The following is a 20,008-nucleotide window of genomic DNA, read 5'->3' as shown; positions in this document are numbered from 1 at the left end:
AATCAAAGACCCCACCTAAGAACCCCCACCACCAAAACAAAGAAGACCCCCGGAATTTCTTCCGAGAGCCTTCTCGCTGTCAACAATGCTTTGACACATCTGTCAACTATGTCCCGATACAGGACATACCGGGGCGACCACCTTTGAACCCTGGCGCGCGCTGACGGCACTAACACTTGTTGGTGCCTCAGCCGCGCTCATCTACTGGGGGCACACCCGCCCCACCATGCGCGGCGAGCAGCCACGGCCAAGCGCGGTGGGGTACTTCTTCACGCTGCTCGTCCTTGGCAGCGCTCTCGTCCTCCTTGATGACTCCTTTGTGGTCTTCTTGATCACAGGGTTTTTCCATGCCCATATCTTGGCGTCATGGCGGGCCGGTCTCTTCGGTATCTTCCTCACCTCCTTCGTTATCAACGGCATTACTCTTCTCGGACGGCCGACCATATCGACCCAGGACGTCGCCTTCGCTGGGATGATCATCATTGTGCAGACGGCGGCGATCGGAGCAGGCCTGGTCATTACGCTGCAGGCAGTGAAGGCCGAGGAGAAGCGAGACGAACTCCTCGCGCGGCTTCAGGCCGCCCTCGATGAGAATGCCGGCGTGCACGCGCAGCTTGTGGTGCAAGCTCGAGAAGCTGGAGTCCATGACGAGCGGGGGCGGCTGGCACGCGAAATCCACGACACCATCGCGCAAGGCCTCGCCGGCGTGATCACCCAGCTTCACGCGGCCCAAGGCGCACGGGACCAGCAAGACAGCGCCGCGCGAGTCGAGAGCGCCTTGCTCCTTGCCAAATCATCGCTGGACGAGGCACGTCGCTCTGTCAAAGCGCTGCAGCCCCGAGAACTTGGCCACGCACAACTTCCCGAGGCACTGCGCACCTTGGCCGCCACCTGGCAGGAGACCAACGGGGTGCCGGTCCACGTTGAAATCACACGTGAGCCGGTTGCGCTGAGCCCAGCGCTCGATGTCTCGCTCTTTCGAGTCAGCCAGGAAGCGCTGACGAATGTCGCAAAGCATGCCCAGGCGTCACGCGTCGCACTCACACTTTCCTACGGTGATCAGGATGTCTTGTTAGATATTCGCGATGACGGACGCGGAATGCATGGGCCGACAAACGGTTTCGGGCTGACGAGCATGCGGCAGCGGATCCGCGGAATCGGTGGCGACCTGGCCATCGAGTCCGAGCTAGGGGAGGGCACAGCGATAAGCGCGTCCGTGCCGGTACTTACTGCGACAGCGGAGGTCGCATCATGATTCGTTTGCTGATTGTCGATGAGCATCCCATTGTGCGTAGTGGCTTGCGAGGCAATTTTTCTAACCTCGAGGACATCGTGGTCGCCGGCGAGGCGAGCAATGGGGAAGAAGCCGTCAAGCTAGCAGGCCAGCTTGCTGCAGATGTCGTCTTGATGGACCTGCGCATGCCGATTCTTGATGGTGTCCAGGCGACGGCACAGCTGCGTGTCACACTGCCAAGTGCTCGCGTCATCATTTTGACGACCTTCGATAGCGAAATGACGTGCTTCCGGCAATTGAAGCAGGGGCGATTGGCTACTTGCTGAAGGACGCGCTCCCGGCCGAACTCGTGGCGGCCGTGCGATCAGCAGCCCGCGGGGAATCGGTGCTCGCCCCGGCGGCGACGGCGCATCTCATCGGTCATGTGTCGCGACCGGAATCGGGCGTCCTCACGAATCGGGAGTTAGAGGTCCTGCAACTCGTTGCCGATGGCGCTTCGAACAAGGAAGCCGCGGCGGCACTCTTCATCGGGCAAGCCAGCGTCAAGACCCACCTGCAGCACATCTTTCACAAACTCGGAGTCAACGACCGGGCCGCCGCAGTGGCCGAAGGATACCGACGGCGCCTGCTTTCCTAGCATCGTGAGAAGATGAAGGGGTGACCGACGAGAACACTGCCCCTGAGACGACCGAGTCCGATGAGTCGCGCGCCCGCGCCCTGCGAGCCTCACTCGACGACTACGAACTCGACGCCGATGACCTAGCACTCCTGCAAGGTGATGAGGTCGAAACGACCGCAGACGGTGGCGAGGCGGGGCTACCCGTCGTCGCGATTGTCGGACGTCCCAACGTCGGCAAGTCGACGATCGTCAACCGCATCATCGGCTATCGCGGGGCCGTCGTCCAGGACACGCCCGGAGTCACCCGAGATCGCGTCGCCTACCCGGCTGAGTGGAACGGCAGGCGTTTCACGCTTGTCGACACCGGCGGGTGGGAAGTTGATGTTGCCGGCTTGGATGCCTCGGTTGCCGCGCAGGCCGAAATCGCTGTCGAACGCGCAGACGTCGTCATCCTTGTGGTCGATGCTACGGTCGGTGCGACTGATACTGACGAGCGCGTCGTGCAGATGCTGCGACGCAGCGGAAAGCCCGTCATCCTCGCCGCCAACAAGGTAGATTCACGCACCCAAGAAAGCGACGCCGCTATGCTGTGGTCGCTTGGACTCGGGGAGCCCTACCCCGTATCCGGCCTGCACGGCCGCGGCTCTGGCGACCTGCTCGACGCCCTGCTCGAAGTCCTGCCGGAGGTCTCCGCCGTGGCTAACCCGCTGCCGGCTGACGGCCCACGCCGCGTGGCCCTTGTCGGGCGTCCCAACGTCGGTAAATCCTCACTGTTGAACCAACTGGCGGGGGAGGGGCGCGTCGTCGTCAACGAGATCGCAGGTACGACCCGTGACCCAGTCGACGAATTGATCGAGATCGATGGCCGCGACTGGTGGTTCGTCGATACCGCCGGCATCCGCCGACGGGTACACAAGGCCGAGGGCGCAGACTTCTACGCCGTGCTCCGCACCCAACAAGCTCTGGAAAAGGCCGAGGTCGCGGTCGTTCTCGTTGACGCCTCCGAACCCATGACCGAGCAGGACGTCCGTGTCATTCAGCTCGCGATCGACGCCGGTCGTGCCCTCGTCATCGTCTTCAACAAATGGGATGAAGTCGACGAGGATCGCCGCCTCTTCCTCGCTCGCGAGATCGAACAGGAGCTTCGTCGCATCGAATGGGCGCCGATGATCCGGCTGTCGGCCAAGACGGGATGGCACACGAACCGCCTGACGCGCGCTCTCGATGTCGCACTCGACTCGTGGGACACCCGAATCCCGACAGGGCGCCTCAACGCATTCCTGGGCGAGATATCCGCCGCGAATCCGCACCCAGTTCGCGGTGGCAAGCAGCCGAGAATCCTCTTCGGTACCCAAATCTCGGCGCGCCCGCCGCGCTTCGTCCTCTTTGCGACAGGTTTCATCGAACATCAGTATCGTCGGTTTATTGAACGCAAACTGCGCGAGAATTTCGAGTTCGAAGGAACGCCTATCGAGATCTCCGTTCGCGTGCGGGAGCGACGCCAACGAAAATAGGAGCCTGACACTGCCAAGGGAGGGCACCATGCCGAAACTGCTCACACGATTGCCGATTCGGCTGGTATTCCTCGCTATCTGGCTCGTCATCCTCGCGTTTGGTGGGATGGCCCAAGGAAAACTCTCGAGCGTCCAAGAAAACGACTCGGCGAGCTTCCTTTCAGCTGATGCGGAATCGACGAGAGCTGCGGCCGCCGCGCAGGAATTCCTGGAAGTGGACGCAATTCCGGTGTTGGTCACCGGCGCCAGCGACCAAGAGCTGACCAAGGAAGAAATAGGCCAGTTCCAAGAATTTGCCCAAACACTCTTCGATACGGAGATCACTGACCCCACTACCGGGGATAAGGTCACCATCGGCGAACTCTCCGAAGCTGAGAAGGCCGCGGCAATCCCTTCTGAGGACCTCAAAGCGATCCTCATTCCGCTCGACGTCCCGGAAAAGGTAGCTGACGCACGCGGTGAGGGAACGAGCGGCATCGGAACGGTTGTCGATGCCCTTCGCAGCGCCATTCAAGATGCGGACGTTCCTGCTGGAATGGAGCTGCACGTCGCGGGTCCCGGCGGCTACATTGCTGATCTCGTCGGCGCATTCGGCGGAGTCGATCTTCTTCTGCTCCTCGTCGCGCTAGGTGTCGTGGCGGTCATCCTCCTCATCGTTTACCGCTCTCCGATTCTCCCGATTGCGGTCCTCGCGACTGACCTGTTCGCCCTGTGTGGCGCGGCGCTGCTTGTCTACCAACTCGCGGCCAACGAGATCTTGACCCTGGATGGGCAGAGCCAGGGAATTATGTCGATCCTCGTCATCGGCGCAACGACCGACTACTCGCTGCTGTTGGTGGCCCGCTACCGCGAGGCGCTCAGCGAACACGAGCTGCCGCGTGACGCGATGGTGGCCGCCTTAAAGGGGGCCACGCCCGCTATTGTGGCCTCCGGCGCGACGGTTATTGTCGGTCTGCTTGCGCTGCTGCTTTCGGGGTTGTCTGCCACCCGCTCTCTCGGTCCAATCGCCACAATCGGAATCGTGGCAGCCCTCCTCGCGGCCCTGACGCTGTTGCCCGCACTGCTGCTGATTCTCGGCAAGCGTTCCCGCGGGTTCTTCTGGCCCTCGATTCCGCGCACGGACTCGGAGCATCGGGAGAAGCATCGGCTGTGGTCAGCGGTTGCCAGATTTGTGGCACGCCGCGACCGCCTGGTCTGGATCGCGACAGCACTGCTCCTCATCGCGGCGTCCGCGCTAGCTCCCACGTTTAAGGCCAATGGCACCTCTGACTCGGACATCCTCATCGGTGGCAGTGATGCTGTCTCCGGAAACCAAGTTCTGGAAGATCATTTCCCCGCTGGTGCCGTCCAGCCGGTTCAGGTCATTGTCACCGAAGATGAAGCCTCCAGCGTCGCCGATGCGATCGCTGATTTGGATGGGGTTGAAGACGTCAAACCCTATGCGGATATGCCCGAGGGAATGCCGCCGGGCGCCGGCGGCCAAGGCGAGCAGGGCCCGCCGCCCGATACACAGGGTGCCCCCGCAGATGGCGAAGGAGCTCCCAGCGGGGAACAGGCGCCACCAGAACCCAAGGTTGTCGACGGCAAAGTCATGCTCGAGGTGGCGACCGAACACCTCCCGGATGATCCTCGCTCGTGGGACGTCGTCACCAACGTTCGGTCAGTTGCTCATGAAGCCGACTCTGACGCCCTCGTGGGAGGAGCCGCGGCGGAGAAGCTCGATACGCGAGACACGGCACGTGCTGATATCTGGCGGGTCGTACCCATCACCTTGCTGGGCATTTTTATCATGCTCATCATCTTGTTGCGCTCGCTGGCAGCGCCGCTGATGTTGATCGTGGCGAACTGTCTATCATTCCTTGCCACCATGGGGCTCGCAGCGCTGGCATTCAACCACCTGCTCGATCTGCCAGGCGCCGATCCCTCGGTCCCGCTTTATGGATTCGTATTCCTCGTCGCGCTTGGAATCGACTACACGATCTTCCTGATGACGCGGGTGCGCGAAGAATCGATGCACCACCCGACGAAGGAAGCCCTACGAAAAGCCCTTGCGACAACGGGCGGCGTCATCACATCTGCCGGGCTCGTCCTCGCAGCGACATTCGCGGTGCTCTCGGTGATTCCCTTGCTCTTCATGCTGCAGCTTGCGGTCATCGTCGCGCTGGGTGTCCTCATCGATACCTTTATCGTCCGCACGCTCCTTGTCGGTGGATTTACCCACGATGTAGGGGAGTGGATCTGTTGGCCCGCGAAACGACGCCACAACTCCGATGGTGACGTTCCTGACAAGGAACGCGAGACCGCCTAGATCTCGCGCGAATCACGCCGCACGCGATTCGCATTCGGGCGCCGCGGTGCCCTATACTCAACTAGGTTAGTTCGAGGTCATCGAACTACGGGCTGTGGCGCAGCTTGGTAGCGCACTTGACTGGGGGTCAAGGGGTCGTGGGTTCAAATCCCGCCAGCCCGACACTTGTGATGTCTCACGTCATCGTTCACTCGATGGCGTGGGACATTGCTTATTTTTGGCGGGGTATGTCTCGCGTCATCGTTCGCTTTTGCTGCTGGTAGTTCTGGTTGGGGGCGAGAGTACCTAGCGGAGCCTATACGCGTCACCCTAAATCTTCCGAGTCACGCACTAAGAAGGGCCTCCGACGCGCGAGCAAGGAGGTGCTCACTTACCGTGGGGGTATGGAGACGTCTTACTTGCGGATTTTGAACCGCAAAGCCCTCGAAAGCCTAGAACTTGGCTGGGTCGAGCTTACCGAAGCGGTCATTGATGCCTTTGTCCAGAAATCAAAAGGCCAAGTACAGAATCCTCCTAAGCCGAAGGTGGCAAGCCGTCCTGATTCATTTTTCAATGCGATGCCGGCATATCTGGGCGGCAGCGATCAGGTGGGATTGAAGTGGGTGTCTGGAGTCGATTCCAACAAATCGCACGGTTTACCTTATATCTACGGCTCGATGATTTTGAATGACGCCGCTACCGGACGTCCCCTGGCACTACTGGATGGCGGCTGGCTTACAGATGTTCGGACCCCGGCCGTATCAGCAGCGGTTCTTCGCAGCCTCGGGTATTCACCACAGCGACTCGCGATTATTGGAGCCGGCGTTCAAGCACGTGGGCACCTCGCCATGGCACTGCATACCAGTCCTGAGATCGAAAAGGTGACGATCTTCGACCGTACTCCTCACAAGGCAGCGACCGTGTTGAAAGACACGGGGGATCGCACTACGCATGTTGCAGCTACCCCACAAGAAGCCGTCGCGGAGGCCGATCTTATTATCACCACGCTTTCGCGACCCCTTGAGCCTAGGCTCGATTGCTCAAACTCTGATCCTCGTGCCGTCGTGCTACCCGTTGATTACGACGATGCGGTGGCCTCGGAGACCATCAATGATTCCTCTCTTTTTCTCGTCGATGATCTGGACCAATTCAGCAATGTGGCTGAACGTGGAACGCACTTCGGACAGCTACGCAAACCGGATGGGGAGTGTTTCCAGCTCATCACCGGGTCCCTTGACTTGCCCTCAGATGGCCGCATTTGCGTCATGAACCTTGGGCTGGCCTTGGAAGATGTCGCGATTGCGAGCCTCTGCTTGCAGCGCGCCGAAGAGCGCAATATTGGAACGCTTGTCGAGTTTCCTTAACGCGGCCTGACGGAAAATGCGTAATCTGCGGTGGAGGTCGAAGTCACCATCGGCGGGTGCAGGTCGCGCATCCTGAAGATTTGGCGTTTCTTCACGAGGTACCAGGTAATGACGAGTGAGCCTGCGAGAATCGCAGCTAGTATCCCCAACGAGAGCCAATACGTCGACATTGCACCGCCCGAGATCGCAACGCGGAATGCGTCCACGCTGTATTTCATAGGGGAGATCTTCGCAATGAATTGGTAGAAGGGGCCAAGCATTTGAGGTGGGAATGTCCCGCCTGATGCCGGCAACTGTAAGATCAGCAACACCAAGAAAAGCGCAGTTTGGGGAGATCCAAGTAAGAGCCTAATCCAGTATCCGAGCGCCATAAAGGATAGCGACGTTACAGCGATCAGTAGCAAATACAGGATCGGATGCACCGGATCCAAACCAAGCAGTGCCCATACTCCAAGTCCCATAATCAGGCCCCCAATAAGCGCGATTGCGCCGACGGGCCCGAAGCCGAAAAAGGCGAGTCGAGCCGGACGCGCTCGAGAGGAAAGAGCACGACCGGAAATTGTACGGACCACGAGGAAGGTCGAAACTGCGGCGATCCACAACGCGATGGAAAAGAACATGGGAGCCAATCCGCGTCCGTACGTCTGGGCATCGTGAGTAACGACCTGCTCCACATCTACGGGGGAGGACATAATGGTAGCCAGGTTTGTCCGCTCGTCCTCGCTGAGATCTGGCAGCTGCTGCACGCCATCGGCCAACTTTGTCGCTAGTTCGTGAGCGCCATCTGATAGCTGAGGAACGGCAGTGTCGAGCCGTCCGAGTGCATCTGAAAGCTGGAGGACTCCGCTGACGAGCTGCGGGGCCTTGGACAAGAAAGCGGAAGATGCGGAACGAACGTCACTCAGAGCACTATTAACTTCCGCTGAAGTGCCATCGATAGCATCCAGGCCCTCATTGAGGTTCTTTCCTGCACGATCTAACGCCGCAGCGGAGTCTGTCAGCGTCGATGAGGCCGCATTCACAGCGTTAGCAGACGATGCCAGAAGCGTTGGATCCAGCCCCACAGAAAGGTCGGCACTGAGTTTTGCGTGGCCCGCCAGCTTGGTAGTGACGGCGCTTTGACTTTCGAGTGACGCTGCGATTTCTTTTTCGATGCTCGCGAGGAAATCGGGGTCCTCCGCTAGGGCTGGATTCTGACGCAACTTGACGACGAGATCCCTGGAGGCCGAGAGGTGCTTGTGGGAATTAGCGATGAGGCCGCCATCAGCTCCCGTGAGGAGATCAATATCGATATTCGCGAGACTGACGGCTTTGTCCTGCAAATCTGGCAGCGTGGTGTCGAAATAGTTCTTGATTGGAGCCAGTGAATTCTTGATGTTCGATGCCCCGAGATTTACCGTAGGCCCCACACCAGCTAGCTCGCGACCTGCCGCACGGAAACTTCGCCCCGCATCACTTACTCCAGTTGCCGCCGAGTCGAGAGCGCTTAACCCCGAATTGAGTCGGTCAATTTCGCCCTGCATTGATCCGGTATCGATGTCCGTAACGGCTTCGTTCAGTTGATGAACGCCGTTCTTGACTTGACTGAGGCCAGAATCGAGTTCCGCAGAACCATCTGCAGCGGCTTGCATACCTGACTTAATGGTGTCCAGGTTGGTGAAGAGCGCGTTGAAGTAGGCTGCAGAGACGGTGGAATCCAGCGTCTTAGAAAGAGTATCGTCGGCCTTTCCGGTCAACGTTCCGATAATGAAGCCGTTTGCGTCATCACGATGAAGAGTGATGGTGGCGCGCTTGGGGTCGAAGGCGCCGGCACTCACGAGATTTGAAGAGAAATTCTCAGGCACGGTGACAACCATGAAGTACTCGCCCGCTGTGAGACCCTCTTCGGCTCGCGTTTGGTCGGTTCCGAGAAACTGCCAGTCAAAAACGGGGTTTGAACGCAGGGCAGCTTCAAACTCTTCTCCCGCGGAGATGGTCTTGTCATCGAAAGTTGCGGGCTTGTCCTTGTTAACGACCGCAACTTTGATGTTGTCGATATGAGCGTAGAGATCCCAGTTCGCGTGCAGATAGATGCCGCCATACAGCAGCGGAATCAACAGAATAAAGATGAGGGCGAGGCGCGACAGGCCCTTAAATCGGCGAAATTCGTAGGTGAGGTAACGAGAAAGATGTGTCATGAGCCGTGCTGTGAGGTCGTGCGAGTGATGATGGTTTCGTCCACTGGTTGATCCGCGTCGGGATCATCAGGACTGTCTGGGTCGGCGTCAACCGTCTCGATATCAACGGGAGTGTCATGTATCGCGGCGACGTAGGGCAGGGCCTTATGGCCGAGCCGAATTCGGATGCTGCCAGCTGGCGCGGTGTCTGCGTCGATGGCGGAGGTAATGATCGCGCAACCGTCCAGCTCCGTGAGACGGGCAAGGCACTCAAACATCTCAAATTGGCGTGAGTGCGGCACGACCATATCGACGTCGTCGATGACAACAACGCTCGTCGGGCGGAGCATGGCGAGCCCAGCAGAGACAACAACGCGCGTGAGCGGGTCCAACTGTTCGATTTCCACGTTGCGGTCAACGCGATAGCCCAGCAACTGCTCAATGTCGTTTGCGCGGTCCTCGGCCGCGGCGATGGAAATGCCATCTAAGTAGGCGCGCTCTGCAATTGACTCGCTTATCGTCAAGCGGTCCTCGGGCGCGACATAGTTGCCGAGGCGCGCCACCGAGGAATGGACGATTGCCGCGTATGGGTCAGCAATTGCGTCGATGCCGTTGATGTAAAGCGAGCCAGAAAGCGGTCGAAACCGTCCGGCGAGCGCAAGCAGGAGTGCAGATTTGCCAGATCCCCGCGCACCGTGAACGATCACCAGGTCGCCTGCCTCAACGGTAAGATCGAGGGGGCCAAAGATGGTGCCCTGCTGAGCAGTGGCGCTCAGTGCGCGGGCTTGAATTAGCGACTGCGATTCGGTCATGACAGGACTCCCTGGAGGTTCTGCCGGAAGACATCGGACAAAACATCCTCGGTCAAGATTGCGGTGCCAGTGGAAAGCTCCAGGGTAATGACGTTGATCAGCGAGAGCATGGAAACTGCCAACACATGGATACGGTGCTCACCCGCGGCGGCAATAGCGGGGTGAGTCTTGCACGCTTGGGTGAAGGCGGTGACGCGATCGGCGTACAGCTGCCCATAGGTGGTCGCGGCGGCCTCGTCTCGGCCCACGTGAGAACGCAGTTCACTGAGCGCCAGCTGCCAGGGCGCAAGTTCTGGCAACGCCTCAGAAACTCGATGCGACAGGACATCCAGCAGTTCATCCTTCGTTTCAGTTTCAGCAAATGCGCGCTCGACGACGCGCATCACCAGATCCTGACCGTTAGCGATTCGGCGCTGATAGACGGTATGGAACAACTCAAGCTTCGATCCAAAATTCGAGTAAATGGCGCCTTTTGTGTATCCCGCGGACCGTGCAATGTGGTTCAACGAGGTGGCGTCATACCCCAATTCAAGGAAGGAGGACTCAGCCGCGGTGAGGATCGCGTGTCGCACATCCGCCTTCTTAGGCCTACTGCCAACCACGGGTGCTTGTTCAGACATCACGCCACCTTTCATGCGATACCGGCGGTATTCAATACCGCCGGTATCTAGTCTGCGTCGGCTGCCCGCTGCCGACAAGTGGTGAAGTGGGCGAGCTGTGTCACAACCAGCGCGGGGCGATATTCACTTCGAATTCTCAACGGTTCGATGGGCGATCACGACCGATGCGGCTGTATAACAGTGCGTGCCAGAGACCCGCTGCGTCATGGAGACAAAACGTGCGCTCGTTCAATGACGATTTCCGTACAGTTCTACCCAGGCGCGGGCGGGCATGTCCTTGGGCAGGGAGGTTCGCCGCAGGTTGTGCCTCGCGAGGAATGTGTTCGCCGTATGGTTGTTCGGTATCGCCTTGCAGCGCACGAGGATCTCGCCAAGCCCGCGTCCCTTGGAGGTAAAGACCCGATGCACGAGGCCTTGGTACGGTTTGCGTTCGCTCAGTGGCAGTAAGGGATGATCGCGCCGCCTAATAAGGAGCAAGCCACCATCGACACTGGGCCGCGGCACAAAGGCCTCGGCTGGCACCTTGGTGTCCAGTGTGAAGTCGAACCAGGGCTCCCATTGGGCAGTCATCATGCTCGCGCCACCGATGCGCGCCCGCCGACGAGCGACCTCCCATTGCACGAGCAGAATCGCCTCGGTCCATCCGGGGGAGTGCAACAGTTTACGCAAGATCGCGGTAGTGAGGTGGAATGGCAGGTTCCCAACAATGACGTGGGGACGTTGCGGCAGGTGAAAGGCAAGGAAGTCGTGGTGGATGACCGTAACGTCACCGGACACGATGCGTCGCAACTCCCGGACGTTGGCCGCATCGATGTCGACGGCTGTTAGCGGCCGGTCGAGCCTCGCCAGGGGCAGCGTGATCGCGCCGCGTCCGGGACCAATTTCAACGATCGGACCGTCAGTAGCGTGGACGAGGTGGGTGATCCGGCGGATGACGGCGTGATCCGTGAGATAGTTCTGGCCGTGTTCATGGCGGCCAGGAGAATAATGTGGCATGTTGGGCTCCGAAGCTTAGGTGGGAGCCGGGCACGCAAAGACACCGCCCGGCTTGGGTACCGAGGCGGGGAGCAAATGAGAATAGAGAAGAGTGCTCGCCGCCGTTAGCGGATCTTCAAGCGCATTGAGGCGATGCCGGAGTACAACATGTCGGCCACGTTAGATGCTGGCGATTCCGTGTGCAAGGTTTTATTGTGGCCCGGCGTAGGCACCCGCTTTGACGCGCGAGAGGTGCTTTTCGCCCCGAGGAGAGTCGCGGGTAGAGCCCCCTCACAAGCCGAGGTAATTGTGCTGCCGGACACATTGTCTGTTTAACTAGGCACATGCCACGAATCATCATCGGCGATGAGCCGCTAACGATCGATGACGTCGTCGTCATTGCTCGGCATGGCGCACTTTTGGACCTATCTGCTGCCGCGTGGCAGCGAGTGCGCGAGGCCCGCACCGTCGTTGACACCCTTGCCGGATCCGATACGCCGCACTATGGCGTCTCCACGGGATTCGGCGCCCTTGCGACCACCCATATTCCGCCAGATCGCCGCGCGCAGTTGCAGCGTTCGCTCGTCCGCTCGCATGCCGCCGGCAGCGGCCAAGAGGTCGAAGACGAGGTTACGCGCGCCATGATGGCGATCCGCATCCACTCGCTTGCGACCGGCCACACGGGCATCCGGCCCGAGACGCTGCAGACCTATCTCGATGTCTTAAACGCCGGCATCGTCCCCGTCGTGCACGAGTATGGATCGCTCGGCTGCTCCGGTGATCTATCGCCGCTCGCGCACTGCGCGCTTGCGCTCATGGGGGAGGGCCGGGTCCGGGTCAATGGCGCGGAGCTGAGCGCTGCCGACGCACTCGCCGAGTGCGGCATCGCTGCCGTGGAGCTGACCGAGAAGGAGGGCCTCGCGCTCATCAATGGCACCGATGGCATGCTCGCCATGGCGTGCCTTGCGATCGCTGACCTCCACGTCTTGCTCGACACCGCGGACCTCGCGACCGCGATGAGTGTTGACGCCCTGCTCGGCACCGATGCGGCATTCGCCCCCGAGCTCATAGCGCTGCGCCCCCAGGTGGGGCAGCAAAAGTCCGCGGCGCAGATCACCGAGTTCATGGCCGATAGCGAGATTCGTGCCTCGCACAAGGACGTCGACGACGGGATTGTTCAAGACGCCTATTCGCTGCGATGCGCTCCCCAGGTGACGGGCGCCGCGCGTGACACGCTCGACTTCGCTACCACGATCGCGACGCGGGAGCTGTCGGCCGCGATCGATAACCCGGTGATTTACGACGGGCAGATCGCCTCCAACGGCAACTTCCACGGCGCGCCTGTCGGATACATCCTCGACTTCCTTGCTATCGCGTGCGCCGATCTGGCCTCGATCTGCGAGCGGCGAACCGACCGCCTGCTCGATACCAAGCGCAGTCACGGCCTGCCCCCCTTCCTCGCGCACGAGGTCGGGGTCGATTCCGGGATGATGATCGCCCAGTACACCTCGGCGGGTATCGTCTCCGAACTCAAGCGCCTGGCCGCGCCCGCCTCTGTCGATTCGATTCCCTCCTCGGCGATGCAAGAAGACCACGTCTCGATGGGCTGGGCCGCCGGACGCAAGCTGCGTCGGGTGATCGATGGCCTCACGCGCGTCATTGGGATCGAGATCCTGTGCGCTGCCCGCGGCCTGCAGCTGCGGGCGCCGCTTGCCCCCTCACCCTCGGCCAGCCGCGTCATTGACGCCCTTGCGGCCGCCGGTGTGGCGGGACCTGGGCCCGACCGATTCCTTTCTCACGACATTGATATCGCCGTCACCCTCGTGGCGAGCGGAGCCGCACTCGCGGCCGGACGCAAGGAGAATATATGAGCTCGCCCCGCCCCGTCGCCGCCCCGCGCGGCACCGATTTGACCGCCCGCTCCTGGAGCACCGAAGCGCCGCTGCGCATGCTCATGAACAACCTCGATCCCGAGGTCGCCGAGCGGCCCGATGACCTCGTCGTCTATGGCGGCACCGGCCGGGCTGCACGCAGCTGGCAGGCCTTTGACGCGATGGTGGCGACGCTGCGCGATCTGCGCGAAGACGAGACGATGCTCGTCCAGTCGGGAAAGCCCGTCGGCGTATTGCAGACGCACGAATGGGCGCCGCGCGTGCTCATCGCGAACTCGAACCTCGTCGGGGACTGGGCAACGTGGCCCGAGTTTCGGCGGCTGGAGGCGATGGGACTGACGATGTTCGGCCAGATGACGGCCGGCTCGTGGATCTACATCGGCACGCAGGGCATCGTGCAGGGCACCTTCGAGACCTTCGCGGCGATCGCCGATAAACGCTTTGGGGGAACCCTTGCCGGGACCCTGACGCTGACGGCGGGTTGCGGCGGCATGGGCGGCGCGCAGCCGCTGGCCGTCACGCTCAACGGCGGCGTCTGTCTCATCATCGACGTCGACCCGCACCGCCTGCACCGGCGCGTGGAGCACCGCTACCTCGATGAGGTCGCCGATAACCTCGACGATGCGCTGCAGCGCGTGCGGGTTGCGAAGGAGGAGCGGCGCGCGTTGAGCGTCGGGCTCGTTGGCAACGCCGCCGAGCTGCTCCCGGAGATCCTGCGACGCGACGTCGAGGTCGACATCGTGACCGACCAGACGAGCGCGCACGACCCGCTGAGCTACCTTCCGATAGGCATTGGCCTAGCCGACTGGGCCGATGCGGCTGCGCGGGATCCGGAAGGCTTTACGGTGCGGGCACGCGAGTCGATGGCGCGCCATGTTGAGGCGATGGTGGGCTTCATGGACGCCGGCGCCGAGGTGTTCGACTACGGCAACTCCATTCGCGATGAGGCGCGCCAGGGCGGATTCGATCGCGCCTTTGACTTCCCGGGCTTCGTGCCCGCCTATATCCGGCCGCTGTTTTGCGAAGGCAAGGGGCCCTTCAGGTGGGCGGCGCTGTCGGGCGATCCGCAGGATATCGCCGTGACCGATGAGGCCGTGCTCAAGCTGTTTCCCGACAACGAGCGCCTGCACACCTGGATTCGCGGCGCCCAAAAGGAGATCGCGTTCCAGGGGCTGCCGGCCCGCATTTGTTGGCTCGGCCAGGGCGAGCGCGATAAGGCCGGCGAGGTCTTCAACCAGCTCGTCGCCGACGGCAGCCTCAAGGCGCCGATCGTCATTGGTCGCGACCATCTCGATACCGGCTCGGTTGCTTCGCCCTACCGCGAGACCGAGGCGATGAAAGATGGCTCGGATGCGGTCGCCGACTGGCCGCTGCTGAACGCGCTGACCGCCGCATCCTCAGGCGCTACGTGGGTCTCGATCCATCACGGCGGGGGCGTCGGGATGGGACGCGCGATCCACGCTGGGCAGGTGTCCCTCGCTGACGGCACCGAACTCGCGGCGCAAAAGCTCGCGCGGGTCCTCACCAACGATCCCGCCCTGGGCGTGCTGCGGCACGCCGATGCGGGGTATGAGGGCGCCCGCACCGTCGCTCGCGAGCAGGGCCTGAGAATCCCGATGGACGGCGCCGATGAGCATCGCTGATTCGCTCGCCGAACTCTTCGCTCGCATCGAAGCGATCGGCCGCACCGAGCAGGGCGGCTACCGGCGATTCGCTCTCACACCCGAAGACGAGGAACTGCGCGAGTTCTTCGCGGCCGAGGTCACCAGCCGCGGACTGCGTTATGAGGTCGATACCGCCGGCAACCAGTGGGGCTGGTGGCAGGAGGGCGACGGGCCCGCCGTCGTGACCGGCTCCCACCTCGACTCGGTGCCCGACGGCGGCGCCTTCGATGGCCCCCTCGGCGTGCTTTCCGCGCTTCTGGCGATCGACGAACTGCGCAGCCGCGGCATCACGCCTGCGCGTCCCATCGCGGTCGTGAACTTCACCGAGGAGGAAGGCGGGCGCTTCCCGCTGGCCTGCCGCGGCTCGCGAGTGCTGACGGGCGCCGTCGACGCGGAGACCGTCGGCGAGCTGAAAGACCCTGCCGGAACGCGCCTAGCCGACGCGCTCGACGGCGCGGACCTTGCCGAGGATCCGGAGCTCATCTCGCGGATCGGCGCCTACGTCGAGCTGCACGTCGAGCAGGGCCGCAACCTCGCGACGATGGGGGATCAGGCCATCGCCGTCGCCTCGGCGATCTGGCCGCACGGCCGCTGGCGCCTGCAGCTGAGCGGCGTCGCCGACCACGCGGGCACCACCCGGCTAACCGATCGCGACGATGCACTCATCAAGGCTGCGCGCATCATCCTCGCGGTGCGCGAGGCCGCCGAAGAAACCGGTACGCTCGCAACCGTCGGAGCCCTCGACGTCTCGCCCGGCGCCATCAACGCGATCCCCTCGGGCGTCGAGCTCTTCATCGACGCGCGCGCCGAGACCATGGCCAAGCTCGATGACGTCATCGAGCGCATCACCCAGGCTGCGAGCAGCGAGGGCGGCGACGTGCACCGCATCTCGCTCACGCCCGAGACGAGTTTCCATCCCGGCCTGTCGCACGCGATCGCCGAACGCCTCCAGGCACCCCTACTCGCCACGGGCGCCGGACACGATGCGGGAATCCTCGCCGATGCGGGAGTGCCGGCGACGATGCTGTTCGTGCGCAATCCGACGGGAGTGTCGCATTCGCCGCACGAGCACGCGGAGCTCACCGACTGCGAAGCAGGCGTGCTGGCCCTGGCGGACTGCCTCGAGTTTCTCGCCACCGCCGAGCAGCTGCCATGACGACGTATGCGGCCTCCCGCGCCCTCGTCGATGGCGAGCTTGCGAGCGACGTGCGACTCACGGCGGTCGGCGGGCGCTGGGAGGAGATCGAGACGAACGCGCCGGCGCGCGGCAAGGATATTCGCCTACCCGGCATCATCCTGCCCGCCGCAATCAACGCCCATTCGCATGCCTTCCACCGCGCCCTGCGCGGGCGCACCCACGAGGGCGGCGGCACATTTTGGACCTGGCGCGAGGTCATGTACGAGGCCGCGGCGCGATTGGACCCGGAACGTTACTACCGCCTGGCTCGCGCCACCTACGCCGAGATGGTCGCCGCCGGCTACAGCGCCGTCGCCGAGTTCCACTACGTCCACCTTGCGCCCGACGGCGAGCGCTACGATGACCCGAACGCTATGGCCAAGGCCCTCATTGCCGCAGCCTCCGATGCCCGAATCGCGCTCACCCTGATCGACGTGTGCTACCTGCGCGGCGGCATCGACGCCGGCTCCCACCTCGAGCTCGATCCGTTGCAGCGCCGCTTCAGCGATGGCAGCGTTGCCACCTTCGCCGCCCGCACCGCGCGACTACGCGAGGAGTCCGAAGGCCAGGCCACGTTCGCGCTCGCCGCCCACTCGGTACGTGCCCTTACCCCGGGCGAGCTGCGCGAGCTCGCCGCTGTCGCGTCCGAGCTCGATAGCCTCGTCCACGTCCACGCGAGCGAACAGCTCGCCGAGGTAGCCGCCTGTCGCGAACTCACCGGGATGAGTCCAATCGAGCTCCTGACCGAGTCAGGCCTGCTCACCTCACGCACGAGCATCGTCCACGGCACGCACTTATCTGAGGGCGATATCGAGCTGCTGGCGAACACCGGCGCGAGCGTGATCTTCTGTCCGACGACGGAACGCGACCTCGCCGATGGCATCGGTCCCGCGGCCGCGCTCGCCGCGGCTGGAGTGCCGCTCGCCATCGGATCCGACCAGCACGCCGTGATCGATCCGTTTTCCGAACTGCAGGCGCTGGAGGGCCACGAACGCCTCGCCAGCCACGAGCGCGGTCACTTCAGCCCCGCCCGCCTGCTAGACATCGCGACCTTCGGCCCGTGCATCGGCGAGCGAGCGTCGGGCCTGCGCCGCGGCGCGCCCGCCGATCTCATCGCAATCGACGACGCCTCTGCGCGCACGGCCGGCGCCACCGGGGCCGGGATCGTTATGGCCGCGAGCGCCGCAGACGTGACCGACGTCGTTATCCGAGCGCGCCACGTCGTATCCGAAGCCCGCCACGAGCTCGGTGACGTCGGCGAGCTCCTGAGCTGCGCCCTGGAGGAGCTATGGCAAGCACCCTAGTCACCCAAATCTCCCAACTCGTCACCTGCGATGGCGAGCCGGACGATCCGCTCGGCCTCCTGCGCGATGCCGCCGTGATTGCGGAGGACGGCGTGATCACCTGGATCGGACCCGCCGCCCGCGCCCCCGAGGCCGACCGCGCGATCGATGTCGAAGGCCGCTGCGTCCTACCCGGTTTCGTCGACTCCCACAGCCACCTCATCTTTGCCGGCGATCGTGCCGCAGAGTTCGCGGCTCGGATGGCCGGCACCCCCTACGACGGCGGCGGCATCGCGACGACGGTCGCGGCAACTCGCGCTGCAAGCGATGACGAGCTGCGCGCCCTGCTGCACCAGCGACGTGCCGCCGCTCGCGCACTTGGGAGCCACACGATCGAGATCAAATCCGGCTATGGCCTCGAAACGGAAACGGAGGCGCGCCTGCTACGTCTCGCGCGCGAGGTCACCGAGGAGACGACCTACCTCGGCGCGCACGTCGTACCCAGCGGCACCGACCGGCGCGACTATCTCGATCTCGTCACCGGCGAGATGCTCGCCGCGTGCGCACGGCACGCGAGGTTCGTCGACGTCTTTTGTGAGCCGCACTCGCCGCACGCCTTCACGGGCGAGGAATCCGAGGAGGTGCTGCGAGCTGGGATCGCCGCCGGTCTGACCCCGCGGCTGCATGGCAACCAGCTCGGTTACGGCCCCGGCATCCAGCTCGCCTGCGAGATGCAGGCCGCGAGCGTCGACCACTGCACCTTCATCTCCGATGCGGATCTGTCGGCCCTTGTCGATTCCCGGGACACGACGGTCGCGACGCTGCTGCCGGGCGTCGAGTTTTCTACCCGGCAGCCCTATCCGGATGCGCGCCGGCTACTGGATGCCGGCGTCAGCGTTGCTCTCGCCTCCGATTGCAATCCGGGCACGTGCTATTCCTCCTCCATGCCGCTCATGATCCAGCTCGCGGTCCGCGAGATGGGGATGACGGTGGCCGAGGCGCTCCTCGCGGCGACACGCGGTGGCGCCGCAGCCTTGCGACGCAGCAATATTGGCCTCATCGCCCTCGGCGCCAAGGCTCACCTCAACGTCCTTGACGCCCCCCACTACGAACACCTCGCCTATCAAATTGGGATGCCGCTGGTATCCCCGATCACCACTATTGAAGGAGTGAACGCATGAGCAAAGGTTTTAGGATTGGCCTGCTGCCACGTATCGGTATCGCGATCGTGGCGGGCATCCTCATCGGTCTGATCGCGCCGGACTGGTTGACGCGAATCTTCGTGACCTTCAACGTCGTCTTTGGTCAGTTCCTGAGCTTTGCCATCCCGCTCATCATCGTTGGTCTCATTACCCCCGCGATCGCTTCCCTCGGCCGTGGCGCGGGCAAATGGCTCGGAATCACGGCGGGCCTTGCCTACCTTTCGACCCTGTTCGCCGGTTTCCTCGCGCTTCTCGTGGGTCTCGTCATCTACCCCTATCTCCTCTCGCGCGGCACGGTCGAGGATCAGGGCAACCCCGAAGATGCGCTGCTGGCGCCCTTCTTCACCATCGAGATGCCGCCGATCTTCGGCGTCATGACGGCCCTCATTCTCGCCTTCGTGCTGGGCGTGGGACTGACGATCACGCGCGGACGTACCCTGTTCCAGGCGGCGGTTGAGTTCCGCGAGATTATCAATAAGGTCATCTCGACGATCATCATCCCGCTGCTGCCGATCTACATCTTCGGCATCATTTTGAACATGACGGTGGCGGGTGAGGTCTTCCGCGTTATCGGTACGTTCCTCTCGATCATCGTCGTCGTCTTCCTACTGACCCTCGTGGTGTTGCTCGTTCAGTTCTCGATCGCAGGCGCGATGAACAAGACCAACCCGTTCACGATGCTCAAGACGATGCTGCCGGCCTATGCCACCGCGCTTGGTACGTCATCTTCGGCGGCGACAATCCCGGTGACGTTACGCCAGGCCATGAAGATGGGCGTCAGCGAGCCCGTCGCATCCTTCGTGATTCCGCTGTGCGCCACCGTGCACCTGGCCGGTTCGACGCTGAAGATCACGAGCTTCGCGCTCGCCATCATGTACATCTCCGGAAATCCGATCAATATCGGGCTGATGGTCGGCTTCATCTTCATGCTGGGCATCACGATGGTCGCGGCGCCCGGCGTTCCGGGCGGCGCGATCGTTGCGGCATCCGGTCTGCTGACCTCGATGCTCGGCTTCAGCGAGCCCGAGGTCGGGCTTATGATCGCGACCTATATCGCGATCGACAGCTTCGGTACCGCCACGAACGTCACCGGTGATGGTGCGATCGCCGCGATCGTCGACAAACTCAGCGCTGGACGCTTTGGCGACCCGCAGCCCGTCGTGTTGGATCCGGCCGAGGATTCACTCGAGGGCCGCGAGGAGGCCTAGG

16 protein-coding genes and 1 tRNA gene are annotated in these 20,008 nt (G+C 62.7%); 13 read left to right on the top strand and 4 right to left on the bottom strand.

Going from position 1 to position 20,008, the window contains the following annotated elements; translation table 11 throughout:
- Positions 1 to 226 precede the first annotated feature (226 nt).
- The 7 genes from MUN85_RS06685 to MUN85_RS06655 all read left to right on the top strand — a co-directional run bounded on the left by MUN85_RS06685 (position 227) and on the right by MUN85_RS06655 (position 7,018).
- Positions 227 to 1,255: a sensor histidine kinase gene (locus tag MUN85_RS06685; protein ID WP_250505968.1), complete on the top strand. Its 1,029-nt coding sequence runs from the start codon at positions 227 to 229 to the stop codon at positions 1,253 to 1,255.
- Positions 1,252 to 1,560, top strand: a complete 309-nt coding sequence (locus MUN85_RS06680; protein ID WP_250505967.1) for a response regulator — start codon at positions 1,252 to 1,254, stop codon at positions 1,558 to 1,560. The genes MUN85_RS06685 and MUN85_RS06680 overlap by 4 nt, the downstream gene beginning before the upstream one ends.
- Entirely contained in the window at positions 1,518 to 1,871 is a 354-nt protein-coding gene (locus MUN85_RS06675) for a response regulator transcription factor (protein WP_250505966.1), read from the top strand. The genes MUN85_RS06680 and MUN85_RS06675 overlap by 43 nt, the downstream gene beginning before the upstream one ends.
- Positions 1,872 to 1,891: 20 nt before the next feature.
- Positions 1,892 to 3,367, top strand: coding sequence for a ribosome biogenesis GTPase Der (gene der / locus MUN85_RS06670; RefSeq protein ID WP_250505965.1), 1,476 nt, complete (start codon positions 1,892 to 1,894; stop codon positions 3,365 to 3,367).
- A 28-nt stretch (positions 3,368 to 3,395) separates the two neighbouring features.
- Complete coding sequence (locus MUN85_RS06665; RefSeq protein WP_250505964.1) at positions 3,396 to 5,675, top strand: MMPL family transporter; 2,280 nt, start codon at positions 3,396 to 3,398, stop codon at positions 5,673 to 5,675.
- 88 nt (positions 5,676 to 5,763) lie between these two features.
- Positions 5,764 to 5,837, top strand: a tRNA-Pro gene (locus MUN85_RS06660).
- Between the two features lie 221 nt (positions 5,838 to 6,058).
- On the top strand, positions 6,059 to 7,018 hold the full coding sequence (locus tag MUN85_RS06655; protein ID WP_250505963.1) for an ornithine cyclodeaminase family protein: 960 nt from the start codon (positions 6,059 to 6,061) through the stop codon (positions 7,016 to 7,018).
- Here MUN85_RS06655 and MUN85_RS06650 read toward each other — a convergent pair.
- The 4 genes from MUN85_RS06650 to erm all read right to left on the bottom strand — a co-directional run bounded on the left by MUN85_RS06650 (position 7,015) and on the right by erm (position 11,602).
- Positions 7,015 to 9,195, bottom strand: a complete 2,181-nt coding sequence (locus MUN85_RS06650; protein ID WP_250505962.1) for a YhgE/Pip family protein — start codon at positions 9,193 to 9,195, stop codon at positions 7,015 to 7,017. The two genes, MUN85_RS06655 and MUN85_RS06650, sit on opposite strands and share 4 nt — an antisense overlap.
- The gene (locus tag MUN85_RS06645) at positions 9,192 to 9,986 is read right to left on the bottom strand and encodes an ATP-binding cassette domain-containing protein (protein WP_250505961.1); all 795 of its coding nucleotides are present in this window, start codon (positions 9,984 to 9,986) and stop codon (positions 9,192 to 9,194) included. The genes MUN85_RS06650 and MUN85_RS06645 overlap by 4 nt, the downstream gene beginning before the upstream one ends.
- Positions 9,983 to 10,606 (bottom strand): TetR/AcrR family transcriptional regulator, encoded by a 624-nt coding sequence (locus MUN85_RS06640; RefSeq protein WP_250505960.1) that lies wholly within the window; start codon positions 10,604 to 10,606, stop codon positions 9,983 to 9,985. Before MUN85_RS06640 ends, MUN85_RS06645 begins: the two co-directional genes overlap by 4 nt.
- 228 nt (positions 10,607 to 10,834) lie before the next feature.
- Positions 10,835 to 11,602, bottom strand: a complete 768-nt coding sequence (erm, locus tag MUN85_RS06635) for a 23S ribosomal RNA methyltransferase Erm (RefSeq protein WP_250505959.1) — start codon at positions 11,600 to 11,602, stop codon at positions 10,835 to 10,837.
- A gap of 323 nt (positions 11,603 to 11,925) precedes the next feature.
- Here erm and hutH point away from each other — a divergent pair, with 323 nt between their 5' ends.
- The 6 genes from hutH to MUN85_RS06605 are packed head-to-tail and all read left to right on the top strand — an operon-like array spanning position 11,926 to position 20,007.
- Positions 11,926 to 13,452, top strand: a complete 1,527-nt coding sequence (gene hutH, locus MUN85_RS06630; RefSeq protein ID WP_250505958.1) for a histidine ammonia-lyase — start codon at positions 11,926 to 11,928, stop codon at positions 13,450 to 13,452.
- On the top strand, positions 13,449 to 15,116 hold the full coding sequence (hutU, locus tag MUN85_RS06625) for a urocanate hydratase (RefSeq protein ID WP_250505957.1): 1,668 nt from the start codon (positions 13,449 to 13,451) through the stop codon (positions 15,114 to 15,116). Before hutH ends, hutU begins: the two co-directional genes overlap by 4 nt.
- Complete coding sequence (locus tag MUN85_RS06620; protein WP_250505956.1) at positions 15,103 to 16,293, top strand: allantoate amidohydrolase; 1,191 nt, start codon at positions 15,103 to 15,105, stop codon at positions 16,291 to 16,293. Before hutU ends, MUN85_RS06620 begins: the two co-directional genes overlap by 14 nt.
- A complete protein-coding gene (locus MUN85_RS06615; RefSeq protein WP_250505955.1) occupies positions 16,290 to 17,618 on the top strand; it encodes a formimidoylglutamate deiminase in 1,329 nt (442 codons plus the stop codon). Before MUN85_RS06620 ends, MUN85_RS06615 begins: the two co-directional genes overlap by 4 nt.
- Positions 17,603 to 18,778, top strand: a complete 1,176-nt coding sequence (gene hutI, locus MUN85_RS06610) for an imidazolonepropionase (protein ID WP_250505954.1) — start codon at positions 17,603 to 17,605, stop codon at positions 18,776 to 18,778. Before MUN85_RS06615 ends, hutI begins: the two co-directional genes overlap by 16 nt.
- Positions 18,775 to 20,007: a dicarboxylate/amino acid:cation symporter gene (locus MUN85_RS06605; protein WP_250505953.1), complete on the top strand. Its 1,233-nt coding sequence runs from the start codon at positions 18,775 to 18,777 to the stop codon at positions 20,005 to 20,007. The genes hutI and MUN85_RS06605 overlap by 4 nt, the downstream gene beginning before the upstream one ends.
- The last annotated feature ends 1 nt before the right edge of the window (position 20,008 follow it).

Source organism: Bowdeniella massiliensis (genome assembly GCF_023634005.1).
Classification (GTDB): Bacteria; Actinomycetota; Actinomycetes; order Actinomycetales; family Actinomycetaceae; genus Bowdeniella; species Bowdeniella massiliensis.
The sequence above is the reverse complement of the archived record's forward strand: the minus strand, read 5'-3'. Positions and strand labels throughout refer to the sequence as shown.

Excerpts from the sequence above, each read along its gene's own strand:
- MUN85_RS06640 (WP_250505960.1), bottom strand. The coding sequence starts at position 10,606 with ATGTCTGAACAAGCACCCGTGGTTGGCAGTAGGCCTAAGAAGGCGGAT.
- MUN85_RS06655 (WP_250505963.1), top strand. The coding sequence starts at position 6,059 with ATGGAGACGTCTTACTTGCGGATTTTGAACCGCAAAGCCCTCGAAAGC.
- hutH (WP_250505958.1), top strand. The coding sequence starts at position 11,926 with ATGCCACGAATCATCATCGGCGATGAGCCGCTAACGATCGATGACGTC.
- MUN85_RS06620 (WP_250505956.1), top strand. The coding sequence starts at position 15,103 with ATGAGCATCGCTGATTCGCTCGCCGAACTCTTCGCTCGCATCGAAGCG.
- MUN85_RS06615 (WP_250505955.1), top strand. The coding sequence starts at position 16,290 with ATGACGACGTATGCGGCCTCCCGCGCCCTCGTCGATGGCGAGCTTGCG.
- MUN85_RS06605 (WP_250505953.1), top strand. The coding sequence starts at position 18,775 with ATGAGCAAAGGTTTTAGGATTGGCCTGCTGCCACGTATCGGTATCGCG.
- MUN85_RS06685 (WP_250505968.1), top strand. The coding sequence starts at position 227 with ATGCGCGGCGAGCAGCCACGGCCAAGCGCGGTGGGGTACTTCTTCACG.
- MUN85_RS06645 (WP_250505961.1), bottom strand. The coding sequence starts at position 9,986 with ATGACCGAATCGCAGTCGCTAATTCAAGCCCGCGCACTGAGCGCCACT.
- hutI (WP_250505954.1), top strand. The coding sequence starts at position 17,603 with ATGGCAAGCACCCTAGTCACCCAAATCTCCCAACTCGTCACCTGCGAT.
- MUN85_RS06680 (WP_250505967.1), top strand. The coding sequence starts at position 1,252 with ATGATTCGTTTGCTGATTGTCGATGAGCATCCCATTGTGCGTAGTGGC.
- MUN85_RS06650 (WP_250505962.1), bottom strand. The coding sequence starts at position 9,195 with ATGACACATCTTTCTCGTTACCTCACCTACGAATTTCGCCGATTTAAG.
- MUN85_RS06665 (WP_250505964.1), top strand. The coding sequence starts at position 3,396 with ATGCCGAAACTGCTCACACGATTGCCGATTCGGCTGGTATTCCTCGCT.
- erm (WP_250505959.1), bottom strand. The coding sequence starts at position 11,602 with ATGCCACATTATTCTCCTGGCCGCCATGAACACGGCCAGAACTATCTC.
- hutU (WP_250505957.1), top strand. The coding sequence starts at position 13,449 with ATGAGCTCGCCCCGCCCCGTCGCCGCCCCGCGCGGCACCGATTTGACC.